The organism is Ensifer sp. Root954 (assembly GCF_001429005.1).
Classification (GTDB): Bacteria; Pseudomonadota; Alphaproteobacteria; order Rhizobiales; family Rhizobiaceae; genus Ensifer; species Ensifer adhaerens.
Map to the genome: position 1 here is coordinate 622675 of NZ_LMJM01000001.1, position 25639 is coordinate 648313.

The 25639-nt window shown below is 62.7% G+C and carries 20 protein-coding genes; 11 read left to right on the forward strand and 9 right to left on the reverse strand.

Annotated elements, in window-relative coordinates; genetic code table 11:
- Window positions 1-2 precede the first annotated feature (2 nt).
- From ASE71_RS02735 to ASE71_RS02745, 3 genes are all read left to right on the forward strand, one after another.
- A complete protein-coding gene (locus ASE71_RS02735; RefSeq protein WP_060519282.1) occupies window positions 3-416 on the forward strand; it encodes a hypothetical protein in 414 nt (137 codons plus the stop codon).
- Between the two features lie 66 nt (window positions 417-482).
- Window positions 483-1730 (forward strand): SGNH/GDSL hydrolase family protein, encoded by a 1248-nt coding sequence (locus ASE71_RS02740; protein ID WP_034789684.1) that lies wholly within the window; start codon window positions 483-485, stop codon window positions 1728-1730.
- A 25-nt stretch (window positions 1731-1755) separates the two neighbouring features.
- Window positions 1756-2838, forward strand: coding sequence for an SGNH/GDSL hydrolase family protein (locus ASE71_RS02745; RefSeq protein ID WP_060519284.1), 1083 nt, complete (start codon window positions 1756-1758; stop codon window positions 2836-2838).
- Window positions 2839-2884: 46 nt separating this feature from the next.
- Here ASE71_RS02745 and ASE71_RS02750 read toward each other — a convergent pair whose 3' ends face one another.
- The 3 genes from ASE71_RS02750 to ASE71_RS02760 all read right to left on the reverse strand — a co-directional run bounded on the left by ASE71_RS02750 (window position 2885) and on the right by ASE71_RS02760 (window position 7842).
- Window positions 2885-5869, reverse strand: coding sequence for an autotransporter domain-containing protein (locus ASE71_RS02750; RefSeq protein WP_060519286.1), 2985 nt, complete (start codon window positions 5867-5869; stop codon window positions 2885-2887).
- 186 nt (window positions 5870-6055) lie between these two features.
- Window positions 6056-7450, reverse strand: a complete 1395-nt coding sequence (locus ASE71_RS02755; protein ID WP_034789670.1) for an NAD(P)/FAD-dependent oxidoreductase — start codon at window positions 7448-7450, stop codon at window positions 6056-6058.
- Between the two features lie 14 nt (window positions 7451-7464).
- The gene (locus ASE71_RS02760; protein ID WP_051659170.1) at window positions 7465-7842 is read right to left on the reverse strand and encodes a cupin domain-containing protein; all 378 of its coding nucleotides are present in this window, start codon (window positions 7840-7842) and stop codon (window positions 7465-7467) included.
- A 385-nt stretch (window positions 7843-8227) separates the two neighbouring features.
- Here ASE71_RS02760 and ASE71_RS02765 point away from each other — a divergent pair, with 385 nt between their 5' ends.
- Window positions 8228-9112 (forward strand): helix-turn-helix transcriptional regulator, encoded by an 885-nt coding sequence (locus ASE71_RS02765; protein WP_051659169.1) that lies wholly within the window; start codon window positions 8228-8230, stop codon window positions 9110-9112.
- Between the two features lie 52 nt (window positions 9113-9164).
- Here the strand turns inward: ASE71_RS02765 and ASE71_RS02770 are convergent, their stop codons facing one another.
- Genes ASE71_RS02770 through ASE71_RS02785 form a run of 4 tightly spaced genes read right to left on the reverse strand, consistent with a single transcriptional unit; the run spans window position 9165 to window position 13105 of the window.
- Window positions 9165-9962 carry an ABC transporter permease gene (locus ASE71_RS02770; RefSeq protein WP_060519288.1) on the reverse strand — a complete coding sequence of 266 codons (798 nt, stop codon included), beginning with the start codon at window positions 9960-9962 and terminating at the stop codon, window positions 9165-9167.
- Window positions 9963-9972: 10 nt separating this feature from the next.
- Window positions 9973-10890, reverse strand: coding sequence for an ABC transporter permease subunit (locus ASE71_RS02775; RefSeq protein WP_082566251.1), 918 nt, complete (start codon window positions 10888-10890; stop codon window positions 9973-9975).
- Window positions 10891-10901: 11 nt separating this feature from the next.
- Window positions 10902-11969, reverse strand: coding sequence for an ABC transporter ATP-binding protein (locus tag ASE71_RS02780; RefSeq protein ID WP_234798796.1), 1068 nt, complete (start codon window positions 11967-11969; stop codon window positions 10902-10904).
- Between the two features lie 29 nt (window positions 11970-11998).
- A complete protein-coding gene (locus ASE71_RS02785) occupies window positions 11999-13105 on the reverse strand; it encodes an extracellular solute-binding protein (protein WP_034789666.1) in 1107 nt (368 codons plus the stop codon).
- Between the two features lie 239 nt (window positions 13106-13344).
- Between ASE71_RS02785 and speB the strand changes: the two genes are divergently transcribed.
- Window positions 13345-14298 (forward strand): agmatinase, encoded by a 954-nt coding sequence (gene speB, locus ASE71_RS02790; RefSeq protein ID WP_034789665.1) that lies wholly within the window; start codon window positions 13345-13347, stop codon window positions 14296-14298.
- A 75-nt stretch (window positions 14299-14373) separates the two neighbouring features.
- Here speB and ASE71_RS02795 read toward each other — a convergent pair whose 3' ends face one another.
- A complete protein-coding gene (locus ASE71_RS02795; RefSeq protein WP_060519290.1) occupies window positions 14374-15342 on the reverse strand; it encodes a DUF808 domain-containing protein in 969 nt (322 codons plus the stop codon).
- Window positions 15343-15607: 265 nt separating this feature from the next.
- Here ASE71_RS02795 and ASE71_RS02800 point away from each other — a divergent pair, with 265 nt between their 5' ends.
- Genes ASE71_RS02800 through ASE71_RS02810 form a run of 3 tightly spaced genes read left to right on the forward strand, consistent with a single transcriptional unit; the run spans window position 15608 to window position 20606 of the window.
- Window positions 15608-16216, forward strand: a complete 609-nt coding sequence (locus ASE71_RS02800; RefSeq protein WP_060519292.1) for a TetR family transcriptional regulator — start codon at window positions 15608-15610, stop codon at window positions 16214-16216.
- 56 nt (window positions 16217-16272) lie between these two features.
- On the forward strand, window positions 16273-17424 hold the full coding sequence (locus ASE71_RS02805; RefSeq protein ID WP_082566250.1) for an efflux RND transporter periplasmic adaptor subunit: 1152 nt from the start codon (window positions 16273-16275) through the stop codon (window positions 17422-17424).
- 26 nt (window positions 17425-17450) lie between these two features.
- Window positions 17451-20606: an efflux RND transporter permease subunit gene (locus ASE71_RS02810; RefSeq protein ID WP_060519294.1), complete on the forward strand. Its 3156-nt coding sequence runs from the start codon at window positions 17451-17453 to the stop codon at window positions 20604-20606.
- A gap of 54 nt (window positions 20607-20660) precedes the next feature.
- On the opposite strand, the gene ASE71_RS02815 is transcribed toward ASE71_RS02810, so the two are convergent.
- Window positions 20661-21458, reverse strand: a complete 798-nt coding sequence (locus tag ASE71_RS02815; protein WP_060519296.1) for a C1 family peptidase — start codon at window positions 21456-21458, stop codon at window positions 20661-20663.
- A gap of 339 nt (window positions 21459-21797) precedes the next feature.
- On the opposite strand from ASE71_RS02815, the gene ASE71_RS02820 reads away from it, so the two are divergent.
- The 3 genes from ASE71_RS02820 (at window position 21798) to ASE71_RS02830 (ending at window position 25628) form a co-directional block, all read left to right on the forward strand.
- Window positions 21798-22727, forward strand: coding sequence for a sugar ABC transporter substrate-binding protein (locus ASE71_RS02820; protein ID WP_060519298.1), 930 nt, complete (start codon window positions 21798-21800; stop codon window positions 22725-22727).
- Window positions 22728-22838: 111 nt separating this feature from the next.
- Window positions 22839-23732: a DMT family transporter gene (locus ASE71_RS02825; RefSeq protein WP_060519300.1), complete on the forward strand. Its 894-nt coding sequence runs from the start codon at window positions 22839-22841 to the stop codon at window positions 23730-23732.
- Between the two features lie 282 nt (window positions 23733-24014).
- Window positions 24015-25628: an ABC transporter substrate-binding protein gene (locus tag ASE71_RS02830; RefSeq protein WP_244496833.1), complete on the forward strand. Its 1614-nt coding sequence runs from the start codon at window positions 24015-24017 to the stop codon at window positions 25626-25628.
- Window positions 25629-25639: the final 11 nt, after the last annotated feature.

Sequence of the window (25639 nt, forward strand, 5' to 3'; positions counted from 1 at the left end):
GTTTGAGCCAGAAGCGGCTTACCGTCTTCGTTTTAAACGAGGTGACGCCGGCCGCGGTCAACCGGATCCTGGATCCCGTGGTGCCGACGTTGCCTCTTTTCATTCCTGGCGTGCTTTACGTCAAGATTTCGGATGATGCCCGCGTGCGGGAAGCGGTCGAGACGGCGGATGTCGTCTATGCCGCGACCAGCCTGTTTCGCGATCAGTTGACCGGCTACGGGACTTTGCCCGGGCTGCTTCGACCGATCGAGCTCCTGCGGCCGGATTCCTCCAAGCGCATCCGGCTCGCAGATACTGGCGAACACGCAGGCTCCGACGAACCGAAGCGTCCCTCCGTCGCAAAGACATCGAGGCGCACGACCACCTATCTCGCCAGCCTGGCACGGTCCTATTGGCGCGAGGCCGGAAGCGCCTGAACCGGGCGATGCGGCAATCATCCGAAATGCTTCAACACAGATCGCACAATCAAGGTGTCAGCTGACATGCCCCGAAAAGCCGAACGTCAGGATGCGCTCAACAACAACAATCCGACGGCGACGCCTGCGGATTTCATCGATCAGAACAAGCCTCAATCGAGCGGAATCCTGCAACGCATGCGCCGTTCGCGCAATTTCGGCGGTGTCATGGATGGGCTGATCATTCTCGTTTCGGGACTTGTCGCCATTCTGCTGTGCGAACTGCTGCTGCGTCTGGTGCCGAGCCTGCAGCTTCCGGTCGGCGAGGGCGAATATGTCTATTGCGGCGTGCCGCGGGGGCGGCATCAGTCGCACGCGCTCTACGGCTATACGGAAATACCGGGCAACAGCTACTTCGAGCGTTTCAGCCCGCTCGATCCTTGGAACCGCGTCCAGATCAACCGCGACGGTTTCCGCGACAATGCGACGGGCACGGGTTCGCCGGTGTTCGTCCTCGGCGATTCCATGGTGCGCGGCTCGCTCGTCAAGGAAAGCGAAACCTTCAGCTCGCTCCTGAACGCATGGCACCCGCAACTGCTGCTCAAGAACTACGGCACCGGCGGCTACGGCCAGCCGAACGAGATCCGGGTCTATGAGGACAAGGGCCACAGCATCCCTCATAACCTCGTCGTCGTCGGGCTCTCGCTCAGCACCGACCTTGAGGACAATGCCGAGCGTGCGGTTCTGACGCCCTCGTCCATCGATATCACGGTCGAGCCGGCCGGTAGCGGAACCAAGAAGCCCAGCCTCGCTTTGCAGGCACATCTGTACCTGTGGCAGAACAGCAAGCTCTACAACTGGTTCTACTCGACCCTGCTCAGACCCTATGTTGGCGACCGGGCGTCCCGGCGTGACATCGGCCATGCGATCGAGCTGACGCGGCGCCTGTTCGTCCGGCTTGCCGACGATGCCCGCGCCAACGGCGCCGAGCTGCTCGTCGTCATCCTCCCGGGCTGGGCGGAACTGGTTGGTCGCGACGACGGCCTGCAGCCGGAAAAGCAGCGCGAAATGATCAAGGCGCTCGCCGCTGCGACGCCCGGAGTGTACGTGGTCGATCCGACCGAAAAGCTCTCCGCCAACGATCCGATGAAAACCTATGGCATCGGCGACAAGCACCTTTCTCCGCTCGGACATTTTCTTGTGGCCGAGGCGATCGACCAGTGGCTGGTCAATGATTGGAGCGGCGGCAAGGGCCTGACGGTCGGCGAGCACCAGTTCGTAAAAACCGCTCCGGTGGAGCCAGATTGCCTGAAGTTTTCTCAGGTCGGACAGTAATCGGCGGACCTGAAAGGAAGATCCGATGAATTCCAATGTAACACGCGTCGTTCAAATGGAACAAAACAGCGTCCGGAAATCCTCCATTCTCAAGCGAGCCCTGCTTGCGGTTCTCGCGACGGCTTTCAGCCTCGCCCTTTGCGGCCTCATGATCGAAGGCATGGCGCGCACCGTCTTCGACAACGGCATGGATTTCGACCTCGAGATGTGGAAATACGCCCGCGACCTGAAACGGGTCAGCGCCGAGCCGGCGATCGGCCACGAGCATATTCCCAATTCGAGCGGCGTCTTCATGGGTGTGCCGGTCAGCATCAACTCGATCGGCCTGCGCAACCGCGAAATCGGCCCGGTTGCCGCCGGGACGACGCGGGTGATGATGCTCGGGGATTCGCTGACCTTCGGCTGGGGCGTCAAAGAGGAAGATACGCCCTCCAGGCTGCTGGAAACGGTCCTCAACGGCGGCAGCCAGGGGGCGCCGAAATACGAGGTGATCAACACCGGTGTCGGCAACTACAACACCCAGATGGAAGTCGCCTATTTCATGACCAAGGGCGTCGAGCTCAAGCCGGACGTGGTCGTCCTCAACTATTTCATCAACGATGCCGAGCCGACGCCGCGCCGTCACGAGGTCGGCTGGGGCGAGTATTCGCAGGCCTATGTCGTACTCGCCTCGGCGGTCGACAAAATCTCGCGCATCTTCCTCGGTCGGGCGGACTGGAAGGCCTATTACCGGGGCCTCTATGAAGACGACCAGCCCGGCTGGACGGAAGGGCAGGATGCCATGCGGCGGCTGATCAGCTTCTGCCGCGAACGTGGCATCAAGCTCGTGCTCGTCAACTATCCCGAACTGCATGAAGTCAAGCAGTATCCGTTCCCGGAAGTCACCGGCGCGGTCGAGAAGATCGCCGAAAGCGAGGGGGTTCCCTTCCTCGATCTTCGCCCCTCGGTCGAGGATCTCGTTCCCGAAACGCTGTGGGTATCGCCATCGGATGCGCACCCGAACCGGATCGCCAACGAGCGCTTCGCCGCCGCGATCGCCGGAACGCTGGAACGCTCCTATCCGGACCTCTTCGCCGGAGCCGGATCGGTCGCCAAGGTCCAGCCGTGAGGCTAGCGCGACCGGCTGCTGAACGTCCTGGTCGGAGACATGCGCGTCAAAAATCGACGATCAGGTTTGCGCGGCCGGCACTCGACCGCGCGCCGTCGCCGAATTCGCCGAGATAGGTGATTGCCAGCCGCGCGGATTTGGAGAGCCGGGCGGAAATGCCCGCTTCCACCACCAGCGCATCGCGCGCGATGGGCACGCCTGCGATGGTGAAGGGGCTGGCACCGGCAAAGGCAAGGCGCGCGGACGGCGAAAGGTCGCCTTCCGCATGGCGCCAGCCGAGCATGCCGGAGGCTGAGATCGGCATTTGGTCTATCGGCAGATTCGCCCACCAGCGCACGCCGATGGTCGTAAGCATGGCGTCGTCAGTGGCACCTTCTGCCGAGAGCGCCGCCGAACCACCGTTTTCCTTGAACGCATCGGTATCGAGATAGACATAGGCCAGGTTTGCGAACGGCTGAAGCCTGATGTCGTCTGCGCTGAGCGTGAAGGAAAGGTCAGCGAACACCTGGGCAACAGTGCTGTCGTAGTCGGCGGTCAGGCGGTCTGTGAACGAGCCGAAGGCGAGGTCACGCTCCGACGAAACCTCGTTGTGGCTATAGATCGCGCCGCCTGCAAGGTTCAGCGCCCCGATGTTCCCATATCCGTAGAGGCCCGCATGGTAAGCATCGACACGCGCCTGCGGCTGAACGGTGAGATGGCTGTAGCCGAGGATCCCACCGAGGCGCCAATCGTCGGAAACCGCCGTATCAGCGCCGACGAGGACACCCGCCGTGCGGTTACCGATAGCGGCTGCGTTGCCGTCACCGGACAAATGGCCCGCGCCTGCAAAACCCGACGTCCAGAAGACGGCGTCCTCGGTTTCCTGAAGGGTCGAGACGGCCGAGCCCGCGCGCTCCAGAATGGCGTCCCGCGGAAAACGGCTGTCCCACATCAGCGCGCTCTTGACTGAGGCGTGTACCTCGCCGCTCAGCTGGGAAAAGGCGCTTGCGGCCGTTGCATCATCCAGCGAGAGCACGGCCAGCGTGAGCGGGCTCGTGACGCCCAGCGCTTCGACAGCGCTTGCTGCTGCGCGCCCATTGGCGGTTTCTGCGAGGTCCGCGAACGCAACGTCGTTCCGGTCGAGCCTCAGATCGATGCCGGTGGCGCCATAGGTCAGCGTCGGCGACAGGAACGCAAGATTGCTTGTCACCGCATCGAACCGGCCGCTGACAGTGCCGGCGGAAGCGATCGTGTAGCTCGTCGACGGGTCATAGACGCCGCTGCCGGCGAGGACCGCTAGCCTGCCGCCCTCAAGCGAAAGCGCGCCCGAAACGGCCAGGCGGTCGGATTGCCCCGCCGCATCCACATCCACCTGATAGATCGAGCCCGAACGGAACGTCAGGTCGCCGTTGACGGTGGCAACCGCGATGCCCGGGCCGGGAGAGACCACGCCGCCGGCATTGACCGTCAGGCTGCCGACGATGCCGCTGCCGGACAAGAGACCGCCGTCGAAGATTTCGACCGTCCCGGCGACTGTGCCCTGGTTGACGAGAGCGCCGCCCGTGATGTTCGCCGCGCCGCTGATCGTGCCGGTGTTTTGGAAGAGGCCGCCGCTGTTTGCGAGCGAAGCGATGGTTCCGTCGTTCGACCCGGTGCCGGCGTTGGAAACTGCCCCGGCAGTCGCGCCGCTGTTGTTGGTGAAAGTGCCGTTGGCACCGATCTCGACGTCGGCGAGCGCCGCATTGTTGACGACGCTGCCGCCGGCGACGGTTGTCTTTCCGGTCACCGTGCCGTTGCCGTTGTTGGTGAAGGATCCGCCATCGTTGCGCACGGAAGCGATGGTTCCGGCATTGGACAGGGTGCCGGCGTTGGTGACGTTGGCGGCCACGGCGCCGCTGTTGTTGACGAAGGCTGCCGCGGCCGCGACGTCGGCGTCGCTAACGACGAAATTGTTCGTCACGGTGCCGCCTGTAACCGTCGTCTTGCCGGTGACTGTGCCACCGGCATTGTTGGCGAAGTTTCCGGCTGTGTTGGTAAGTCCGGCGATCGTGCCGGCATTCGACGCGGCGCCGCTGTTGGTGACCGCGCCGGCGCTTGCCCCCGACGTGTTCGTGAAGGTGCCGCCCGCGCCGACGGTGACCGTACCGAGGGTCGCGTTGTTGGTGACGGCGCCGCCAGAGACCGTGGTTTCGCCGGTCACTTCGCCGCCGAAATTGTTCGTGAAGCTTCCGGCGTCGTTGCGCACCGATGCGATGGTGCCAGCGTTCGAGACCGTGCCGGCGTTGGTAATCGCGCCCGCAGTTGCGCCATTGTTGTTGACGAAGGCGGCCGCTGCCGCGACATCCGCGTCGGTGACGACGAAGTTGTTGGTGACGGTTCCGCCCGCCACCGTCGTTTTCCCGGTGATCGTGCCGCCGGTATTGTTGGTGAAGTTCCCCTGGGTGTTCGTCAGCGAGCCCATGGTTCCGGCGTTGGAGGCGGTGCCGGCATTCACCGTCGCGCCGGCGACGGCGCCGGTGTTGTTCACGAAAGTGCCCCCAGCCGAGACTTTGACGTCACCAACCTCGCCGTTGTTGGAAAGCGACGTGGCGCTGCCGACGCTGGCGCTGTCCAGCGTTCCGTTCACCGACACGTTGCCGTTGTTCAGCGTCAGCCTTCCGTTGAGGTCCCCATCGATCGACAGGCTGCCGCCGTTCAGCTCGACATTGGAGGTGAGTGCGCCGCCCGCGTTGATGCTGACGCTCCCGGAATTGATCGTGCTACCGTTGGTGACGGTCAGCGCGCCGGTGTTGGAGATGGTAACACTGCCGCCGTCGACGCCAAGCTGGCGGATCGTACGGCCGTCGTTGACCTGCGGAGAGCCGGTGTTGACCTCCGCTGCGTCGCTCGCGCCGGGCAGGGCGGGCGCCCAGTTCGCGCCGTTGCCGAATTCGTTGTCGGCTCCCCCGGTCCAAACGGACTGGGCAAGCGCCGGTGTCGAGACGGCAAGAGAGGCTAGTGCCGTGAAAAGGCCGAGGCGTTTGGAAAGGACCGCGAGCGGTGTTTGTCGCATGGGTGCCGCCGGTGCTACGAACGCTCGCGAATCAGCCAGCGGAATGGGTAGCTTTGGCTATCTAATCATGGTTAACGATTTACTACCACCGTTGCTCCCGGGCCGGATGGGCCACCGCCATCGCCCGGTGGCAGAGCCGAAAGTCTCGGCTCCGCTTGCCCTTTGAAGCCGCCGGGAAACGCATGATCAACTGAGCGGGAAGCCCATGGCCGAGACCATCTTGAGCCACGGCCTGCGCCAGCCACCGGACTTGTCGGCGGTGTCGAGCGCATACATGGTGATCTGGGCGCCGAGCCAGCGGAACGGCTCGGGTGGGATCGTATTCGGAAGGCTGGTGGCGAAATCCAGCCGGCTCTCCGGGGTCTTCGAGCCGTCGAGGATATCGAGCGCTATGCGCGCGCCGAAACGTGAGGCCGAGACGCCGAAGCCAGAATAGCCGCCGGCATAAACGACCTTTTCGTCATGGTAACGCTGGAAGTGTACGGCCATGCGGGTGCTGAGGTCGATCGGCCCGCTCCAGGCATGGCTGAAGCGCAGGCCTTCGAGCTGTGGAAAGGTGTCGAAGAAAGCGGCGGCAAGGGGCTCATAGGTATCGAGTTCCCGGTCGATCGACGGAAACGGATCGCCGGCGAAGGCATAGGCGAGGCGGCCGCCGAAGATGATCCGGTTGTCCTTGGTGAGCCGCATGTAGTTCATCTGGGTGCGAGTGTCGTAAACGCCCTGACGATGGCTCCAGCCGATCGCTGCCATCTGCTCCGCTGACAGGGGCTCTGTCGCCAGCACCCGATCGCGCACGGCGACGACCCTGTTTTTGATTTTCCTGTGGCCGGCGGCAAAGGCGTTGGTGGCGAGCAGCACCTTCGGCGCGGTCACGCTGCCGGAAGCCGCGTGTGCCTTCATCCGGTCGCCGAGGTCTTCAAGGCCTGTCAGTTCGGTGTTTTCGAAGATCCGTACGCCGAGCGTGAGCGCGACCCGTTTCAGTCCGAACGCCAGCAGCGCCGGATGCACCGTGCCGCAGATATGCTTCGACCAGACGCCGGCCTTGTAGCGCGGCGAATTGATTTCGGCGCGGACGGCGCTCTGATCGAGGAAGACCGCCTGGTGGCCGTACTTCAGGTGAAGCTCGTGCTCCTCGTGCAGCGCTTCGATATGGGCGTCGTCGACCGCGACCGTTAGCTCCCCGCCCCACTCGGCATGACAGTCGATCGCATGCTCCTCAAGCGTCTTGAGAAAGCCGTGCATGTTCTCCTGGCCGAGCTTCTCGAGCGCTGCGATGTCTTTCGGGAAAATGCGCACGGCGTTCGACAGCCCGTGCATGACCGAGGTTGAGACGACACCGCCCGGCCGACCCGAGGCGCCGTTGGCGACCGAGCCTTTCTCGATCAGAATGACGTCGATCTCGGGCTGGCGCTGCTTTGCCTGGATGGCGCCCCACAACCCGGTAAAGCCGCCACCCACAACGAGAAGGTCGGCCTTCAGATGACGCGTCAGTCGCTCTCGCGGCTCGGGCGCATCCGGCCGGTCGAGCCAGAAGGGCGTCATCGTCACGTCTGCAAGGGCTTTGTTTCTTACCTGGGTCATGAGGACGGCTCACATCACTTCGCGGCAGGGGCGGTGTAGAGGACGTAGACCTTGCGCATCGTCTCCAGCACTTCGAAACGCACTTCGACGCCGGCTGGAAGCACGTAGCTTTCGCCCGCCGAAAAGGTCTCGACCGAGCCATCCGGGTTGGTGATCGCGACCTTGCCAGAGAGGATGACGCTGTATTCATTGCCATCGGGATAGGAGAGCATTTCCGCATAGGGCGTCGACTGCCACGTGCCGATGACGACGGCCTTATCGGGGCTTTCGAAATGAACGTCGCCGAGCTCGTCCGCAAAGCCCGAAAGGATCGCCTCCGGCGGCACGACGCTGCATTTTTCAAGCGCGTTGAGGCCGACACCATCGCGCCCGAGTTTGATGACCTTCGACATGTTCACTCCAGTTCAGAAAGACGAGCGCCAAGTCGATCGGCCGCGCGCCAGGGTTTCGTTGTTTCATTCTTCTACGGAACGATGGGATGTCCGAGATCAATATGCCGTCTCGACAGTCACGTGCCGCCTTGCCTGCCGCGGATCTACTGTGCGGCTTGCATCATTTTTCTAGGCGTCGGTATCGCTGCTCGGAATACGCCAAAGGGCTAGGTTCGCTCCGAGGCGGGCCATCCGTGCCGCGCCGCAAGGCCTTGCCCCGCCGGATGTCGGCCACCTATGCCGTTGTTTTGGTTCGCCAAAAGATAGTTTTGGAAATCCCGTAGTGAAATTCCGTTACTTGCGACCAACCCAACCTTCGCCTAGTCTGCGCTTGGAGGAGAACAATATGAACGACGATACGATCATCAAAGTCTGCGCGCCGGCGCAGCAGGTGTCCGGTGTAGGCGATCTGGCGCTGTCGCTGATGGAGGGGGTGGGCCGTTCGGATTTCCAGGACCGGCTGACACATTCGCTCAAGCGGCACATTGCGATCGATGCCGGTCTGATGCTCCTCTATCGACGCGACGCCGCGCCGAAGATCCTGTTTAACGACTGGCGCACGGACAGGGGGCTGTCGGATATTCGCGCCTATCTGCAGGGGCCGTACCGGATGGATCCGTTCTACCGGCTGGCGCTCGACAATGGCGACGACGGGCTTTATCGCCTGCGGCAAATCGATCCGTCCTTCGACCGGTCGCAGTACTACCGCGACTACTACCGGCATTCGGGCCTGCACGACGAATTCAACGTCTTCATCGGCATCGATGCCGACACGAAGATCGCAATCTCTCTGGCGCGCCGCCATGCGCACGCGGCCTTCAGCGGCGAAGATCAGGATTTCCTGCAGAATGCGGCGCCGCTCATCAGCATGGCCGTGCTTCGGCATTATCGCGACCTCAGACCCGAAGGCCTGGGCGACGACGGCTCGCCGCTTCAAAGCGCCCTGGCGCAGGCGGTGCGCAATTTTGGCCGCAGCCTGCTGACCGATCGCGAGTGCCAGGTGGCGCAGATGATCCTGCGCGGTTACTCGGTCAAGGGTGCTGCCGAAAAGCTCGGCATCTCGCCGGCGACCGTCAAGCTGCATCGCCGCAACCTCTACGCCAAGCTCGACATCACTTCGCAGACGGCATTGTTCTCGCTGTTTATCGATGCCGTGTCTTCGGCAAGCAATGCCTTCGAGGATCCGCTGGCCACGTATCTTTCGCCGGCTGGCGCGCTGAGGCCGCACTGACCCGGCGCATTTGTCGGGAATTCCGGGGAAGTCTATCTTCCTCAGAGTTACCTCAAGCCGCGGCGCTCACCCGTTGTTCGGAGCGCCGCGAGACCAGTTGAGCGGCCACCAATCCAAACACGACGATGCCGAGGATAATCGTCGAGATCGCGTTGATCTCCGGCGTCACGCCGAACTTGATCTGTGAATAGATCTTCATCGGCAGGGTCGATGCACCCGGCCCGGTCGTGAAGCTCGAGATGACCAGGTCGTCCAGCGACAGGGTGAAGGACAGCAGCCAGGCGGAGACGAGCGCCGGGATCATGTTCGGTAAGGCGACGCTGACGAACGCCTTTGCCGGAGGGCAGCCGAGATCGCGCGCCGCCTCCTCCAATGACGGGTCGAGTTCGACCAGCCGCGATTGCAGCACGACAGTCGCAAAACAGAGCGTGAAGGTGGTGTGCGCCAGCGTGATGGTGAGCGGCCCGCGGTCGATCCCGAGCGTCACGAACATCAGAAGCATCGACACGGCCATCACCACCTCGGGCATCACCATCGGGGCGAGCAGCATGCCGTTCAGCAGTGCCCGGCCACGGAAGCGACGCAGCCGCACCATGACGACGGCGGCAAGCGTGCCGAGAAGGGTGGCGGCGGTGGCCGAGACCGCCGCGACCAGGAAGCTGACTTTCGCGCCCTCGATGATCGAGGGATTGTTGAGAACAGTCGCATACCATTGGGTGGAGAAGCCGCCCCAGACCGTCACGAGCTTCGAGCCGTTGAAGCTGTAGACGACGAGCACGACGATAGGCAGATAGAGGAAGGCAAGACCGAACAGGATCGACAGCCGATTGAACCAGCTTGGTTTTGTCATGGCTTGCTCCTCAGCCTTGTTCACGCGATTGGCGCGACTGGAAATAGACGATCGGTACGACCAGCAGAGCGAGCAAGACGATGGTCACGGCAGCGGCCATCGGCCAGTCGCGGTTGTTGAAGAATTCGAGCCAGATGGCGCGGCCGATCATCTGCGTGTCGGCGCCACCCAAGAGATCCGGGATCACGAATTCACCGACGACCGGGATGAAGACCAGCGCGCAGCCCGCGAGCACGCCGGGCAGGCTCAACGGGAAGGTGACCCGCCAGAAGGCGGAGATGCGCGAGCAGCCGAGATCGCGCGCCGCCTCGATCAAAGTCCGATCGGCGCTGCTCAAGGTCGAATAGATCGGCAGCACCATGAAGGGCAGGTAGGTGTAGACGATGCCGATATAGATCGCCGTCTCGGTGTTGAGGATTCGCAGCGGCTCGCTGATCAGCCCGATCTTTAAAAGCAGCGCGTTCAAAAGACCGTCGTTCCTGAGAATGCTCATCCAGGAATAGACGCGGATCAGCATCGAGCTCCAGAACGGCACGATCACCAGAAAGACCAGCAGGGACCTGGAGGAGGGCGAGCAGGACGCGATGCCATAGGCGAGGGGATAGGCGATGAAGAGCATGGCAGCCGTGGAGATCGCCGCGATCTTGAGGCTCGTCAGATACGCCAGAAGATAGGTGTCGTCGGTCAGCACATAGAGGAAATTCTCGAAATTGAGCCTAAGGTTCAGGATCGAGCCGTCCCAGGCGGTCAGCGGCTCGAATGGCGGCATGCCGAGGCGGACGGTCGAAAGGCTGATACCGGCAACCAGCGCGAAGGGCGCGAGGAACAACACGAGCAGCCAGGCATAGGGGATGGCGATCAGCAGGCGCTTGCCCCAGTTCGCCTTTGCGGAGGGGGCGGCTGCGGAAGAATGGGCGATGGAAGACAAGGGTCGACCTCCTATTCGGCCAGCAGCCGGCTTGCCTGCGGCGGCCAGTTTGCGAACACGCGGTCGCCGACGCGAAGATCGCTCTCGGCGCCGAGATTGACCCGGCGCGCGTCGAGCGTCGCGCCCGACTTCAGCCGCACGCGGTAGTGTCTCTCGACACCGGTATAGGTGAGCTGTTCCACGGTGCCTTCGAGGCCGCTGCCCGAAGTTGTAAGCTCTACCCGTTCAGGGCGGACCGAAACCCAGAACGGCCGGTCGAGCGCCACCCGGTCGGTGAAGGCGGCGCGGACACCGCCGCCGGCCTCATCGCTTTCGATCCGCAGTTCTTCGCCATCGCGTTCCGATCGTCCGCCGGCAAAGACATTGGTTTCGCCAAGGAATTTCGCGACGTAGCGCGACCGCGGCGCCTCGTAGACGTCTGACGGCGAGCCGACCTGCAGCACCTGTCCCTGCTTCATGATGGCGATGCGGGTGGAAACGGTCATCGCCTCGTGCTGATCATGGGTGACGATGATGAAGGTGAGGCCGAGTTCGCGTTGCAGGCGGACGAGTTCGAGTTGGGTTTCGGTGCGCAGGTTCTTGTCGAGCGCGCCCAAGGGCTCGTCAAGCAGCAACACCTTCGGCCGCTTGACCAGTGCGCGGGCGAGCGCCACGCGCTGGCGCTGGCCGCCGGAAAGCTGCGCCGGCTTGCGATCGAGCAGTGCGGTCAGCTGCAGCTTTTCCGAGACCTCGTCGATCCGCTTCCTGATCTCGCTCTTGTCGAGACCGTCCTGGTGCAATCCGAAGGCGATGTTCTTGCCGACCGTCAGATGCGGAAAGAGCGCGTAGGATTGGAACATCATGTTGGTCGGACGCCGATGCGCCGGAACGTCGGTGACGTCGGCGCCTTCCAGCCTGATCGCGCCCGAGGTCGGCGTCTCGAAGCCGGCGATCATCCGCAGCAGCGTCGACTTTCCGCAGCCGGAGGGCCCAAGGAGCGAGAAGAATTCGCCCCTCTCGATGCCGAGGTTGATGTTGTTGACGGCCGTGACGACGCCATAGGACTTCGCCAGGTTTTCGATCGAAATATAGGATGGCACGGGATCTGGTCCTGCTGTTGACGGTTGGCCTATTGGCCGGCCCGGAATGCTGACCAGACGCGGGTGCGCTCGCGCGTCTGGCGCGGTGGCAGCGACTTGTCGACGAAGAGCTTGGAACGGACCTCGGCAGGCGGATAGATGTTCGGGTTGTCTCGGATGCCGGCGTCGACCTCTGCCGTCGCCGCGGCATTGGCGTTGGCGTAAAAGACGCGATTGCTGATCGCGGCGACTGTCTTCGGCTCGAGGATATAGTCGATGAAAGCCAGCGCCTGTTCCGGATCCGGTGCGTCGGCCGGGATCGCCATCGTGTCGAAGGAAATGATCGTGCCTTCCTTCGGGATCGAGTAGGCGACCGCAACACCGGTCTCCGCCTCTTCGGCGCGGGCCGCTGCAATGCCGGCGTCGCCGCTCCACATCAGCGCCAGGCAGAGCTGGCCGGAGGCCATGTCGGCCACGAGCTGGCCGCTTTGCATGTGCCGGATAAAGGGGCGCAGCTTCAGCAGCAGTTCCTTGGCTTTGTCGAGATCCTCCGCCTGTGTGGAATAGGGATCGAGGCCGAGATAGTTGAGCGCGATCGGGATCACCTCGTTCGGCGCATCGACGATGCCGATGCCGCAGTCCTGGAATTTCTGGGCGATCTCGGGCTTGAAGAACATGTCGAGGCTATTGACCGGTGCCTCGGGCAGGCGCTCGTTGACCAGCTTGGCGTTGTAGGCAACGCCCGTCGTCAGCCACATGTAGGGAACGAGATACTTGTTCTCCGGGTCGTGCTCGGCGACAAGCTTCAACAGGTCCTTGTCGAGATTGCCGTAGTTCTTGAGCGCTGTGACATCGATCGGCTTCAGTGCGCCGGACTGGATCAGGCGCTCGCCGACCGTGGCGCTCGGGAAGGCGACGTCGAAACCGCTGCCGCCGGCAAGCAGCCGGGTTTCAAGCACTTCAAGGGAATCGTAGAAGTCCACCCGAGTTTCAACGCTGGTCTTCGCCTGGAAATTCGAAACGGTGTCTTCGGCGAAGTAGTCGGAGAAATTGTAGATGAACAGCTTGTCCTGCGCCTGGGCGGTCGTTGAGGCCGCAATGGCGGCGAGCGACGCGGCGAACATGGAGCGCAGGGCGGTGCGGGTTAACTTTTGCATGGTTCCTCCCAAGAACAGCGTATTTTTGTTTTCGCCAAAGTGATTGGCGGGTCCTTTGAGGGCAACACTCCCTTTGGCTAGGTGTGGGAGACGCGGCGGCGTCGTAAACGGCAATCGACGCCGGCCTTTGCCGCATCGGGCATGTTTGTTTGACCGCGATCGAAGTAACGTTCGATCGAAGGGCATTTCTCGGGTGGCAATGGCTGCTAGGGTTCCGGCGACAGAAAGGGAGAACTTCCATGGACGAAAAATTCAACCAGCCGCTGGGCGGCAACGATATGCCCCGCTTCGGCGGCCCCGGCACGATGATGCGTCTTCCCACCGCGACCTCGGCTGAAGGCCTCGACGCCTGCTTCGTTGGCATCCCCATGGATATCGGCGCGTCCAACCGGTCTGGTACGCGCTACGGACCGCGCCAGATCCGCGCGGAATCCGTGATGATCCGTCCCTACAACATGGCGACCGGCGCCGCCCCGTTCGAAAGCCTGCAGGTCGCCGATATCGGCGACATCGCCATCAACACCTTCAACCTGCCGGCCAATATGGAGATCATCACCCGCGGCATCCGCGAGATCCTTAAGCATGACTGTATCCCGCTGACCCTCGGCGGCGATCACACGATCAGCTACCCGATCCTGAAGGCGATTGCCGAAAAACACGGGCCGGTCGCCCTCATCCATGTCGATGCGCATGCGGATATCAACGACACGATGTTCGGCGAGAAGATCGCGCACGGCACGCCGTTCCGTCGCGCCTATGAGGACGGCTGCCTCAATCCCAATCTCGTCTTCCAGATCGGCCTGCGCGGCACCGGCTATGCTTCCGACGATTTCGACTGGTCGCGCGACAGGGGCTTCACCGTCGTCCCGGCCGAGGAATGCTGGCACAAGTCGCTGGTGCCGCTGATCGAAGGCATCCGCGCGAAGATCGGCAACCACAAGACCTACCTGACCTTCGACATCGATAGCCTTGATCCGGCCTATGCGCCGGGCACCGGCACGCCCGAGATCGGGGGCCTTACCGTCATCCAGGCACTCGAGATCATCCGCGGCTGCCGCGGTCTCAACCTGGTCGGCGCCGATCTCGTCGAGGTGAGCCCGCCCTTCGACACGACTGGAACGACCGCGATCACCGCGGCGAACCTGCTTTATGAAATGCTCTGCGTGCTGCCGGGGGTGAAGTACAAGCGGTAACGGCTCCGGCAAGCTTGATTGCGGATTGGCAGGAGGCCGGAGGCGGCCTCCTTTCCGAAAACCTTTCGAACGCCTTTAGCGCTTTGCCGGGCGCAGACGCCCCCAGATCGGCGCGACGACATTACCCAAGACGACGATCGTGATGGCGCCGACGACGAGGGCGAGCAGTGCCTGCTGTGCCGAGGTCGCAAACCAGCCGACGAGCCCGGGCGCGAACTGAAGCGCCTGCGCGACATGCTCGGAGATGTCGTGGATGAAATGTTCAGGCCCGGCCTCGCCAAGTTGCGCCATGCCGTGCACGAGAATGCTGCCCCCGACCCACAGCATGGCGGCGGTGCCGATGGCGGCGAGAGCCTTGAGGAACACGGGCATGCCGAGCACCAGTCCGCGGCCGAGCGGCCGCAGGAGCGCGACGGGGTTTTTGGCAAGCGCGACGCCGGCATCGTCGGCCTTCACGATCAAGCCGACCGCTCCGTAGACGGCAAGCGTGATGAGGATGCCGACCCCGGCCAGAACTGCTGCCTGTGTGTAGATGCTGGCGTCGGCAACGGTCGAGAGCGTCAGCGCCATGATCTCGGCGGAAAGAATGAAGTCGGTTCGGATGGCGCCCGCAACCTTCTCGTTTTCGAGCGCTGCCGGATCGCTCGTCGCGCCGAGCACGGCTTCCTCATGTGCGTGGGCGGCATGGGGGAAGAGGGCACCATAGAGCTTCTCGGCGCCCTCGTAGCAGAGATAGATGCCGCCGAGCATGAGCAGCGGCGTGATCGCCCAGGGTGCGAAGTAGCCGAGCAGAAGGGCTCCCGGCAGAAGGAAGAGCAGCTTGTTCTTGAGCGAGCCGAAGGCGATCCGCGCGATGATCGGCAGTTCCCGTTCCGGCGTCAGGCCAACGACGTAGCGTGGCGTCACGGCCGCATCGTCGATCACGACGCCAGCGGCCTTGGTGCTGGCCTTCACCGTCTGGGCGGCAACGTCGTCAAGCGAGGCCGCAGCCATCTTGGCGATCGCAGTGATGTCGTCGAGGAGGGCGATGAGACCTGTGGCCATCGATGGCTGAACCCTTTGAGAGAAATCCGAAAAACACGGCAGTTAAGTCGCCAGTAACCACCATAGCGTGTCGAGTCAACGGCGCCGCGGTTGCACCCCGTCACGCAGTCTGCGTCGCGGAGGCCCTCGTGTGCCAGAGGAGGGCGTCTCGCTCGTTCTTCAAAACGTGATCAACCACGCCCGACTGTGCCATTGACGCACACCTCGTTTCGATTTACGACTGACGAAATACGAAATTCGTCAGTCGTAAATCGAAAGGCCAGCGATGCCGGTGAGCAACGATATCGTCGTCGACCAGACACGGCAGGACAACATCACGCGCATCCTCGATGCAGCGGAGGGGCTGTTCCGGCACTTCGGCTACAGCAAGACCAATGTTGCCGACATCGCCCGCGAGCTCGGCATGTCGCCGGCAAACATCTACCGTTTCTTTGCCTCGAAGACCGAGATCCACCAGGCGCTTTGCGCGCGCATGCTCGCGGCCAGCTACCAGATGGCGCAGGAGATCTGCCAGTTGCCGTTGAGCGCGAGCGAGCGCCTGCACCGCTACGTCCACGCACAGCACAAAATGACGGTCGAACTGATGCTCGACGACACGAAGGTGCACGAGATGGTGATCGTTGCCATCGAGCGCGAGTGGCACGTCATCGACAAGCACATCGACAGGATCGACGCGCTCCTCGCCGACGTCATCCGCGAGGGGATTGCCGCGGGCGAGTTTCGCGACCAGGACGCCGATGCCGCGTCTCGTTGCTTTGGGGCGGCGACCGTCACGCTTTGCCACCCGCAAATGGTCGCCCAGTGTCTGAGCAAAGCGAACCGCGCAAGCCCGGAAGAGCTGGTCGAGTTCGCGATCAACGCATTGAAAATTTAGCAGAAATATTTCCGGCGCGGCTTCGGCCTGCGCAAGCCTGTATTGGGAGTGCGAACATGTTTAAGCTCATAGAATTTCGCCGCCGTATTTCATTTTTTGCCACTGCTGCACTCCTTTCGACGCTCGCGGCGACACTGGCCGGCTGCTCGCAGGAAAAGACCGACGCCACTGCGGTGGTGCGCCCGGTCAAGGTCGTCGAGATTGCTGAGGCCGACACGGCCCGCCAGCTCAGCTATTCCGGCTCCGTACGGGCGCGGACCGAAATGAACCTCGGCTTCCGCGTCAGCGGCAAGATCGTCGAGCGGGTCGTCAATGTCGGCGACCGCGTAAAGGTCGGCGATCTGCTCGCCCGCGTTGACGCCACCGATTATGAGCTCGCCGTGCGCAGCGCTTCGGCCAATCTGGAAGCGGCCGAGCGTCAGGTCGAGACAGTCAAGCTGGTGCGCGATCGCGCCGAACAACTGCTCGCCCGAAAATTTGCCTCGCAGGCCCAGTTCGATCAGTCGGTGCTGAGCTACAATCAGGCCGTGGCGACGCGCGACGCTGCGAAGTCGGCGGTGTCGCAGGTGGAGAACCAGGTGACCTATACGAACCTCGTCTCCGACCGGCCGGGCATCGTCACCACGATCAATGCCGATGTCGGCCAGGTCGTCGGTTCGGGCACGCCTGTCGCGACTGTCGCCGTCGAAGGCGAAAAGGAAGTGCAGGTCGCCGTGCCCGAGACGGAGATCGCCAATTTCAAGACCGGCCTGCCGGTCAAGGTCGGGCTCTGGTCCGACACCGGGTTGTCGCTTGACGGCACGGTGCGCGAGGTGGCGGGCAGCGCCGACCCGCAGTCGCGGACCTTTTCCGTGCGGGTAAGCCTGCCGAACGATCCGCGGGTTCTGCTCGGCATGACCGCGACCGTCGAGGCGTCGGCCGGCAACGGCAAGCCTTACGTCTCGGTCCCTTTGAGCGCGCTTGCACAGAAGGACGGCTACACCATCGTCTGGGTTGTCGATCGCGGCACCGAAACCGTCAGCAGCCGTCCCGTCACGCTTTCCGACTTCACCGCTGACGGCGTGCGCGTCACCGATGGGCTTGAGGTCGGCGACCTTGTCGTTGCTGCCGGGACGCAGTTCATGGCCGACGATCTCAAGGTGACGATCTCGAACGCGACGACGCAGCACTCCGCTTCGGCCCAGGCCGAAGTCCCCCTCCTGCGCTGACACTCGAAAACCGCGGAACCGAGCCGATGACGACCTCCACTTCCGACGAAAAGCGGCCCTTCAACCTTTCGCGCTGGGCGATCGCGCACCCGAGCATGGCGCGCTTCCTGTTCGGCCTCATCATCCTTGCCGGCGTCTTCGGCCTGATGCGCATGGGGCAGAAGGAAGACCCGGACTTCACCTTCCGCGTGATGGTCGTGCAGGCCTTCTGGCCGGGGGCCTCGATCGAGGAGATGCAGGACCAGGTCGTCAACAAGATCGAGCGCAAGCTGCAGGAAACGCCGCATCTCGATTTCGTGCGCTCCTATACGCGTGCCGGCAGCGCGATCATCACGTTGCAGGTCGAAGGCGACACCAATGCCGAACAGGTGGCGGATGCCTTCTACCAGGTCCGCAAGAAGGTCGGTGACATCTCCAACGAACTGCCCGAAGGTTTGCTCGGTCCCTATTTCAACGACGAGTTCGGCGACACCTTCATCACACTGCATTCGCTGAGCGGCGAAGGCTACAGCTATCCGGAGCTGAAGAAGTTCGCGATCCAGGCGCGTGACATGCTTTTGACGACGCCCGGCGTCGAGAAGGCCGTCATCATCGGCGACCAGCCGGAGAAGATCTATATCGACGTCTCATCCAATGCGCTGGCCGAGCGCGGGCTGACGCTCAACGACCTGCGCAGCACGATTGCCGGCCAGAACAACATCGACCCGGCCGGCGCGGTCGATACCGGCACGCGCTCGGTGCGCATCTCGGTCGAAGGCAGTCTTGACAAGGTGGAGGACCTGAAGAACCTGAGGCTTCGCGCCGGCGGCCAGATCACCCGACTTGGCGATATCGCCACGGTCAGCTCCGGTCTCGAAGATCCCTATTCGCGCAAATTCCGTTTCAACGGTGAAGACAGCGTCCAGATCGGCGTCGTCATGGCCAAGGGCTTCAAGGTGACCGATGTCGGCAACGCGGTGGAGGCGACCTATCAGCACTTCGAAGCGTCGCTGCCCTATGGCGTCAAGGTCGACCAGGTCTCCAACCAGCCTGAAGTGGTCAAGGAAGCCGTCGGCGAATTCATGAAGGCGCTCGGCGAGGCGCTGGCGATCGTGCTCGTCGTGTCGTTCCTGTCGATCGGCTGGCGCTCGGGCCTGGTGATCGCGATCACCATTCCGCTGGTGCTGGCTGCAACCTTCGCCATCATGTACGAACTCGGCATCGACCTGCAGCGCATCTCGCTCGGCGCACTGATCATTGCGCTCGGCCTTCTGGTCGACGACGCCATGATCGTGGTCGAGATGATGGAACGAAAGCTGGAAGAGGGCTTGGTGAAGGTCGAGGCTGCGAGCTTCGCCTATACCTCCACTGCCTTCCCGATGCTGACCGGCACGCTGATCACCACGGCCGGCTTCATTCCCGTCGGTTTCGCCGCTTCGACCGCCGGGGAGTATGTGCGCTCGCTGTTCTACGTGGTCGGCATCGCGCTCGTCGTCTCGTGGTTCGTTGCCGTCTATTTCACTCCCTGGCTCGGTAATATGCTCCTGAAGCAGCGCAGCCACGCCGGCAATCATCACGACGTCTTCGACACGCGCTTCTACCGTCGCCTGCGCACGACGGTCGCCTGGGCCGTGCGCCGTCGCATCATCGTGCTGTCGACGACGCTCGCCCTCTTCTTCGTCAGCCTCTGGGCCTTCCAGTTCATTCCGAAGAACTTCTTCCCGCAGTCGTCGCGGCCGGAAATCCTCGTCGATCTCTGGCTGCCCGAGGGCACCAGCATCAAGGAAGTCGAGAAGCAGGCCAAGGCACTCGAAGCCCGCATGATGGACGACGAGGACAAGCGCTTCATCGCCACCTATATCGGCGAGGGCGCGCCGCGCTTCTTCCTGCCGCTCGACCAGCAGCTTCGCAATCCGAACTTTGCCCAGCTTCTCGTGATGGCCAAGGACGAGCCGGCGCGCGAACGGTTGATCGCCAAGATGCGCGGAATTCTAGCTGCCGACTTCCCCTCGATCCGCGCCAAGGTCGATCGCCTGTTCCTGGGCCCGCCAACCGGCTGGCCGGTGCAGATGCGCATCATGGGGCCGGATCGCGACGAAGTCAGGCGTATTGCCGATCGCGTCAAGGCGAAGTTCCACGAGAACCCGCTGCTCGGCGCCGTGCACGACGACTGGCTGGAACCGGTGCCGGGCATGAAACTGGTGATCGACCAGGACCGCGCCCGCGCGCTCGGCGTCACCTCGCAGCGCATTCGCCAGATACTGCAGGCAAGCGTCACGGGTGCGCCGCTCGACAATTTCCGCGATGGCGAGGAGACGGTGGCGATCGTTGCCCGCGAGCCCGCGGAAAGCCGCAAGCTGCTGAGCTCGGTCGACTCCGTATACATCCCGACCGACTTCGGTGGCTTCGTACCGCTTTCGCAGGTCGCCAAGGTCGTGCCGGTGCTCGAGCAGGGCATCGAATGGCGCCGCGACCGCCTGCCGACGATCACCGTGCGCGGCACCCTGCCGGATGGTGTGCAGCCGAACGACGTGGCGATGAAGATGTTTGGCGAAATGCAGCCGCTGCGCGACAGCCTGCCCGCCGGCTACTCGATCGCCATCCAAGGGGGCGCGGAGGACTCTGCCGAAAGCCAGGCCTCGATCGCCGCCAAGGCGCCGATCATGATCGGCGTCATCGTTATCCTGCTGATGATCCAGCTGCAGCATTTCGGCAAGGCGATGCTGGTTCTCGCGACCGGTCCGCTCGGCATCATCGGTGCGGCTGCTGCCCTTTTGATCAGCGGTGCGCCTTTCGGCTTCGTTGCGATCCTGGGCGTCATTGCGCTGCTCGGCATCATCATGCGCAACTCGATCATCCTCGTCGACCAGATCGACCAGGATATCGCCGCGGGCATGGACCGCGCCGAGGCGATCATCGGCTCCGCCGTCAGGCGTTTCCGGCCGATCACGCTTACCGCCTTGACGGCCGTGCTGGCGCTGATCCCGATCTCGCGCGGTGTCTTCTGGGGGCCGCTCGCCTACGCCATGATGGGCGGCATTCTGGTCGCGACCGTGCTGACCATCCTGGTTCTGCCGGCGGGCTATGCGCTCTTCTTCGGTCGCGAACCGAAGAAGAGCTCCGTCGAGCCTGACACGCCGGAAAGCCTCGAGGCCGAGGACACGAAGACCGTAGCCTATCCCGCAGCCGTGGCGGCGGAGTAGGGCCACGGCTCCGTTCAGGGATGGTAGATCGGGCGGCGGGCAAGCCGCCCGACGTCAGCCGGTGATGTACATCGCCTGGCCCTGGGCGAGGCATTGGAACAGCTCGTAACCCATCCAGATGTAGCCGCGACGCCCGTTCCATTCGCAGCCCCAGTTCTCACCGAAGCTGTTCTGGATGAGAATGGCCTGCTGCTCGTCGTCATAGCCGATGATCAACATGCAATGGCCGGTGTTCGGCAACTTTTCCAGAGGCCCTCTCAATGGGCCCGGCCCTTCATATTGCATGAAGCCCTTGTTCAGTGACGTGCCGTAGCAGAGCGCTCCGCCCGCGACGATGACGGCCTTGATCGCGTCGAGATCGCTGGTCTCGACCGTCGCCCAGCCGGGTATCTGGAAGCTGTCGTCGGGAAGGGCGCCGGGATCGTAGCGCGACCACAGCTCGGGACAATTCGGAAAATAGGGAGCCGTCTTCCAGTTCGGGGTGCCGCGCTGCTTGAGCAGGTTGAGATAGGAGGCCAGCTGTGATCCCGCGCAGCCCGTCTTCCCGTAGCTCTTCATCACTTCGATGTAGATATGGGCCGGACTTGCCTGCCGCACGGGTTGCAACGGCGCTTCGCTGGTCGAAACGGCCGCCCAATAGGTGGCAAGCCCGTAGGTCGTGGCCCAGGCGGCGCAACTGCCGGGGCTGCCGACATGGCTCGGTGTGCCCTGCGCCTTGGGCGGCGGCAGGTAGAGCGCGTTCACGGTTGCCGCGCTCGGCAGTGATGCGGGTATCGGCGGCCGGAGCGTCGGGCCATCTTCCTTGATCGTGGGATCATAGCCGAAGTTGAGGATTGCTTCCTGTACGGTCATCGGGATCTCCTGCCGACAGCGAGGGTTGCGTGGGTTAAAGGCTTGATGTCACAGGCGTCGCGCGCCGCCGGCGTTTCCGGTGAGACACAGCCGAAAGCGGCTCCCTCGTTTCCCGAAGGCGCAGTCGAAATCTCCCCGGATACGCGGTGCTCGTATCAAGATGATGCACTCATAGGTAGATCTTATCAGGATTTTGCATACCGAAAATCCTGAGTTTCGCGGGGTTTCGATCATTCCATCGCCGCACAAAATTGAAATGTATGTTTCATTATTGACTTTCAATGGATGATGTATTCCGTTGATGACTCACAGGTCATCTGTTCCTTTGGGAGGTTTCGAATGAGGAAGTTGCTGTTTGCCGCCATGTCGGTTCTGCTGGCTGGTACCGCTCACGCCGAAAACATCGGCATCACCATTGCCCGTTCCGATAGCGCGTTCCTGACGATCCTGCGTCAGGGCATGGAAGACCGCGCCGCCAAGCTCGATGGCGTTTCGGTTCAGGTCGAGGACGCCCAGAACGATCCGAGCAAGCAGCTGGACCAGGTACAGAACTTCATATCCTCCGGCGTCGACGCGATCGTGGTGGTTGCCGTCGATGGCGACGGCACGCCGGCGCTGACGAAAATGGCGAGTGCCGCCGGTATTCCGATCGTCTACGCCAACCACCCGCCGGCCGATGCCGATGCGCTCCCGGCGACTGCCGCCTTCGTCGGTTCGAACGAGATCGATTCCGGCACGCTGGAAACGAAGGAAGTGTGCCGGCTGCTTGGCGGCAAGGGTTCCGTTTATGTGCTGATGGGACCGCTCAACAATCATTCGTCGCTGACCCGGACGAAGGATATTCACGACGTCATCGCCACCGATGACTGCAAGGGCATGAGCGTGATCGAGGAACAGAGCGCCAACTGGGATCGCCTCGAGGCGAGCAACATCATGACCAACTGGCTCTCGACAGGACGGGAATTCGATGCCGTCATCGCCAACAATGATGAGATGGCGATCGGCGCGATCCAGGCGATGAAAGCGGCGGGCACCGACATGTCGAAGGTGGTGGTCGGTGGCATCGATGCGACGCCGGACGGGCTTGCCGCCATGGCCGCAGGCGATCTCGACGTCACCGTCTTCCAGAACGCAATCGCGCAGGGCGCGACCGCGATGGATGCCGCCGTCGCCCTGGCGCGGGAGGAAAAGACCGAACGGCAGATCTGGGTTCCGTTCGAACTGGTGACACCTGAGAACATGAAGGACTACGCCAAGGCGAACCAGTAGACGGCCGTTCTTGTCACAATCCGAACAATCACTGGTAGATGTCGGTTTTAAACGACAGAGAAGCCGGCAGGCCGTTCGCTACGGCCTTTCGGCTTCTCTGGTGTCCAACAGATGACCCCTGATCGTTCCGCCCAGCCCCCTTCCCAGCCGATTGCCGATCTGCAGATCGCGATCGCGGCCTTTGTGGCGGGCGCCGGATGGCTGTTTTCGATCCACGCTCTTGCCGAGTTTCCGCCACTGCTCTTCCTCGGCAGCCGTTTTGTCATCGCCGGTCTGCTGATCGGTCTCTTGTCGAGGTTCGCATCCTTTGCCGAACTCGGCAGGGCGGTGCGCCTGCTGCTTCCCGCCGCGCTCGCCCTTGCGGTCGCCATGATGGCCTGGATTTTCGGCCTGAAACAGACGACGAACCCGGGCGTTGCGGCCTTCATCACCTCGACCGGCAACCTGCTGGTGCCGGTTTTCGGTCTGCTGTTCTTCGGCTGGCCGGTCGGGCGAGCGCTCTGGATCTCGATCGCCGTCGCGCTTGCCGGGATGGGCTTGCTGTTTCTTGGCCCCGGCGCTCGCGTCGAGGTGGCTCACCTCTATTTTGTGGTCTCGGCCCTGCTTTGGGCGGCGAGCATTGCGTTGGTCAAACGCAATTCCACCGAAGTAGGCGCGGTGGCCACAGCCGCGATCCAGCTGGTGGCCGCAGGAGTGGTCATCCTCGCGGTCTCGCTGCCTGTCGAACAGATGCCCGCGGCAGTCCCTTCGATCGCGATCTGGGGCTGGTTTCTGGCAAGCATCCTGATCTCGACCTGCCTGCGCTTCGTCCTGCAGTTTCGCGGCCAGCAGATGATCTCTGCGGCGCGGGCATCGGTAATCATGTGCTGCGAACCGGTATGGGTTCTCGTCTTCGCGCTGGCGTTTCTGGGGTCACCCTTGAGCCTTTCCCAGATCCTGGGCTGCGCGGTGATTCTGCTCGCGATGCTTGGCCAAGTCGTTTTCCGACCAAATTCCGCCGCCTGAAAGAGCCGCCAAATCGCAAGATTTCGGAAGTGGTATTCTCGTTCGAAATACCACTTGGCGGTTCGGACCATAACTTTAGTCTCGGCGAAAATACCCCGATTGACAGCGCGACTTTGACGGACTTATCGTTAAGTCAAATTACTTGACTTAATAGTTCGATCAACGAAACCTGAGGGGGAATTCGTCATGACGGCAGTCGAGGAAATGCGGCCTTTGCGCAACGCGCCGGGGGTCGGGAGGAGCGGTACGACACGGCGTTTTGTTGGCGTCGCGACCGTGCTGATGATGATCGGCGCCGCTGAGGCCCGCGCCGAATCCGTGCTCACCATGCACATCGAGGAGCAGACGAGCTGGGTGCAGAATTTCAACCCGTTCGACCTCGGCGGTCGGCGGCAGAGCACCATGGATTTCGTCTACGAGCCGCTGGTGATCTTCAATGATTACGACGGCGGCAAGCCGGTCTTTCGGCTTGCGACTGCCTACAAATTTGCCGACGACCTGAAGTCGATCACCTATACATTGCGCGACGGCGTGAAATGGTCGGACGGCAAGCCGCTGACCTCGGCAGATATGAAATTCACGCTCGAGCTGATGCTGAAGAACCCGGCGGTCGATACCGTCGGCGTTGGCGAAACCGTCGCTTCGGTGGAGGCGCCGTCGCCGACCGAGGTGAAGATCAACCTCAAGGATGTCGACACGCATTTTCCGGAGTCGCTTGCCGATTTCCCGGTGGTGCCCGAGCACATCTGGAAGGACGTGAAGGATCCGCTGGCCTTCAAGAACGAGACGCCCGTCGGCTCCGGCCCGATGACCGAAATCCGCCGCTTCACGCCCCAGGTCTACGAGCAGTGCCGCAACCCCAACTATTGGGACGCGGCGACGCTGAAGGTCGATTGCCTGAAGCTGCCGCAGATTTCCGGCAACGACCAGATGCTGGCGCTCCTGCCGGAGGGCTCGATCGACTGGTTCGGCTCGTTCCTGCCGCAGATCGACAAGACCTATGTCGGCCTCGACCCTGACCATAATGGCTACTGGCAGCCTCCGGCCGAAACCGTTTCGTTCCAGATGAACTTCAAGTCGTCGAATCCGGGCAACGCCGAGGCCTTCAACGATATGACGTTCCGGCGCGCCTTCAGCCTTTCCATGGATCGCACCGCGATGGTCGATATCGCCGGTTTCGGCTATCCCGTCGTCAACACCCATGCGAGCGGTCTGCCGCCGCGCTTCGACAGCTGGCGCAACAAGGCCGCCGAGGGTGCTCAGGACGAGTGGCTCGCCTATGACATCGACAAGGCCAACAAGCTGCTTGACGATGCCGGCTACAAGAAGGACGGCGAGGGCTTCCGCACCACGCCGAGCGGCAAACCGATCGCCTTTCCGATCATCGTGCCGAACGGCTGGACCGACTGGATCGACGCGGTGCAGATCGCGGCCGAAGGCTTGCGCAAGATTGGCATCAACGCCTCTGTCGCAACGCCCGAATACGAGCAGTGGCAGAAACAGATCCTCGACGGCAGCTTCGAGGCGGTGATGAATTCGCGTGCCGACGGCCCGACGCCTTTCCGCGGCTACTTCCAGTCGCTGTCGACCGGCTTCGGTGGGCGTATCACCAGCGCGCCGTCACGCTATTCCAACCCCGAACTCGACAAGGTCTTCGATGATTACCGCCGGGCGGCGACGGACGACGACCGCAAGAAGCTGTTCGATCAGGTGCAAGTGATCGTCGCCGACAACCTGCCCGTCGTTCCCGTCTTCAACGGTCCGACCTGGTATCAGTTCTCGACCAAGCGCTTTACCGGCTGGGTGACGAAGGACGAGCCTGTCATGAACCCCGAGGATCACGACAACAACCGGATGCGGCTGGTGCATCTGCTCCGCCTGAAGCCCGTACAATAAGTGGCAGCGGG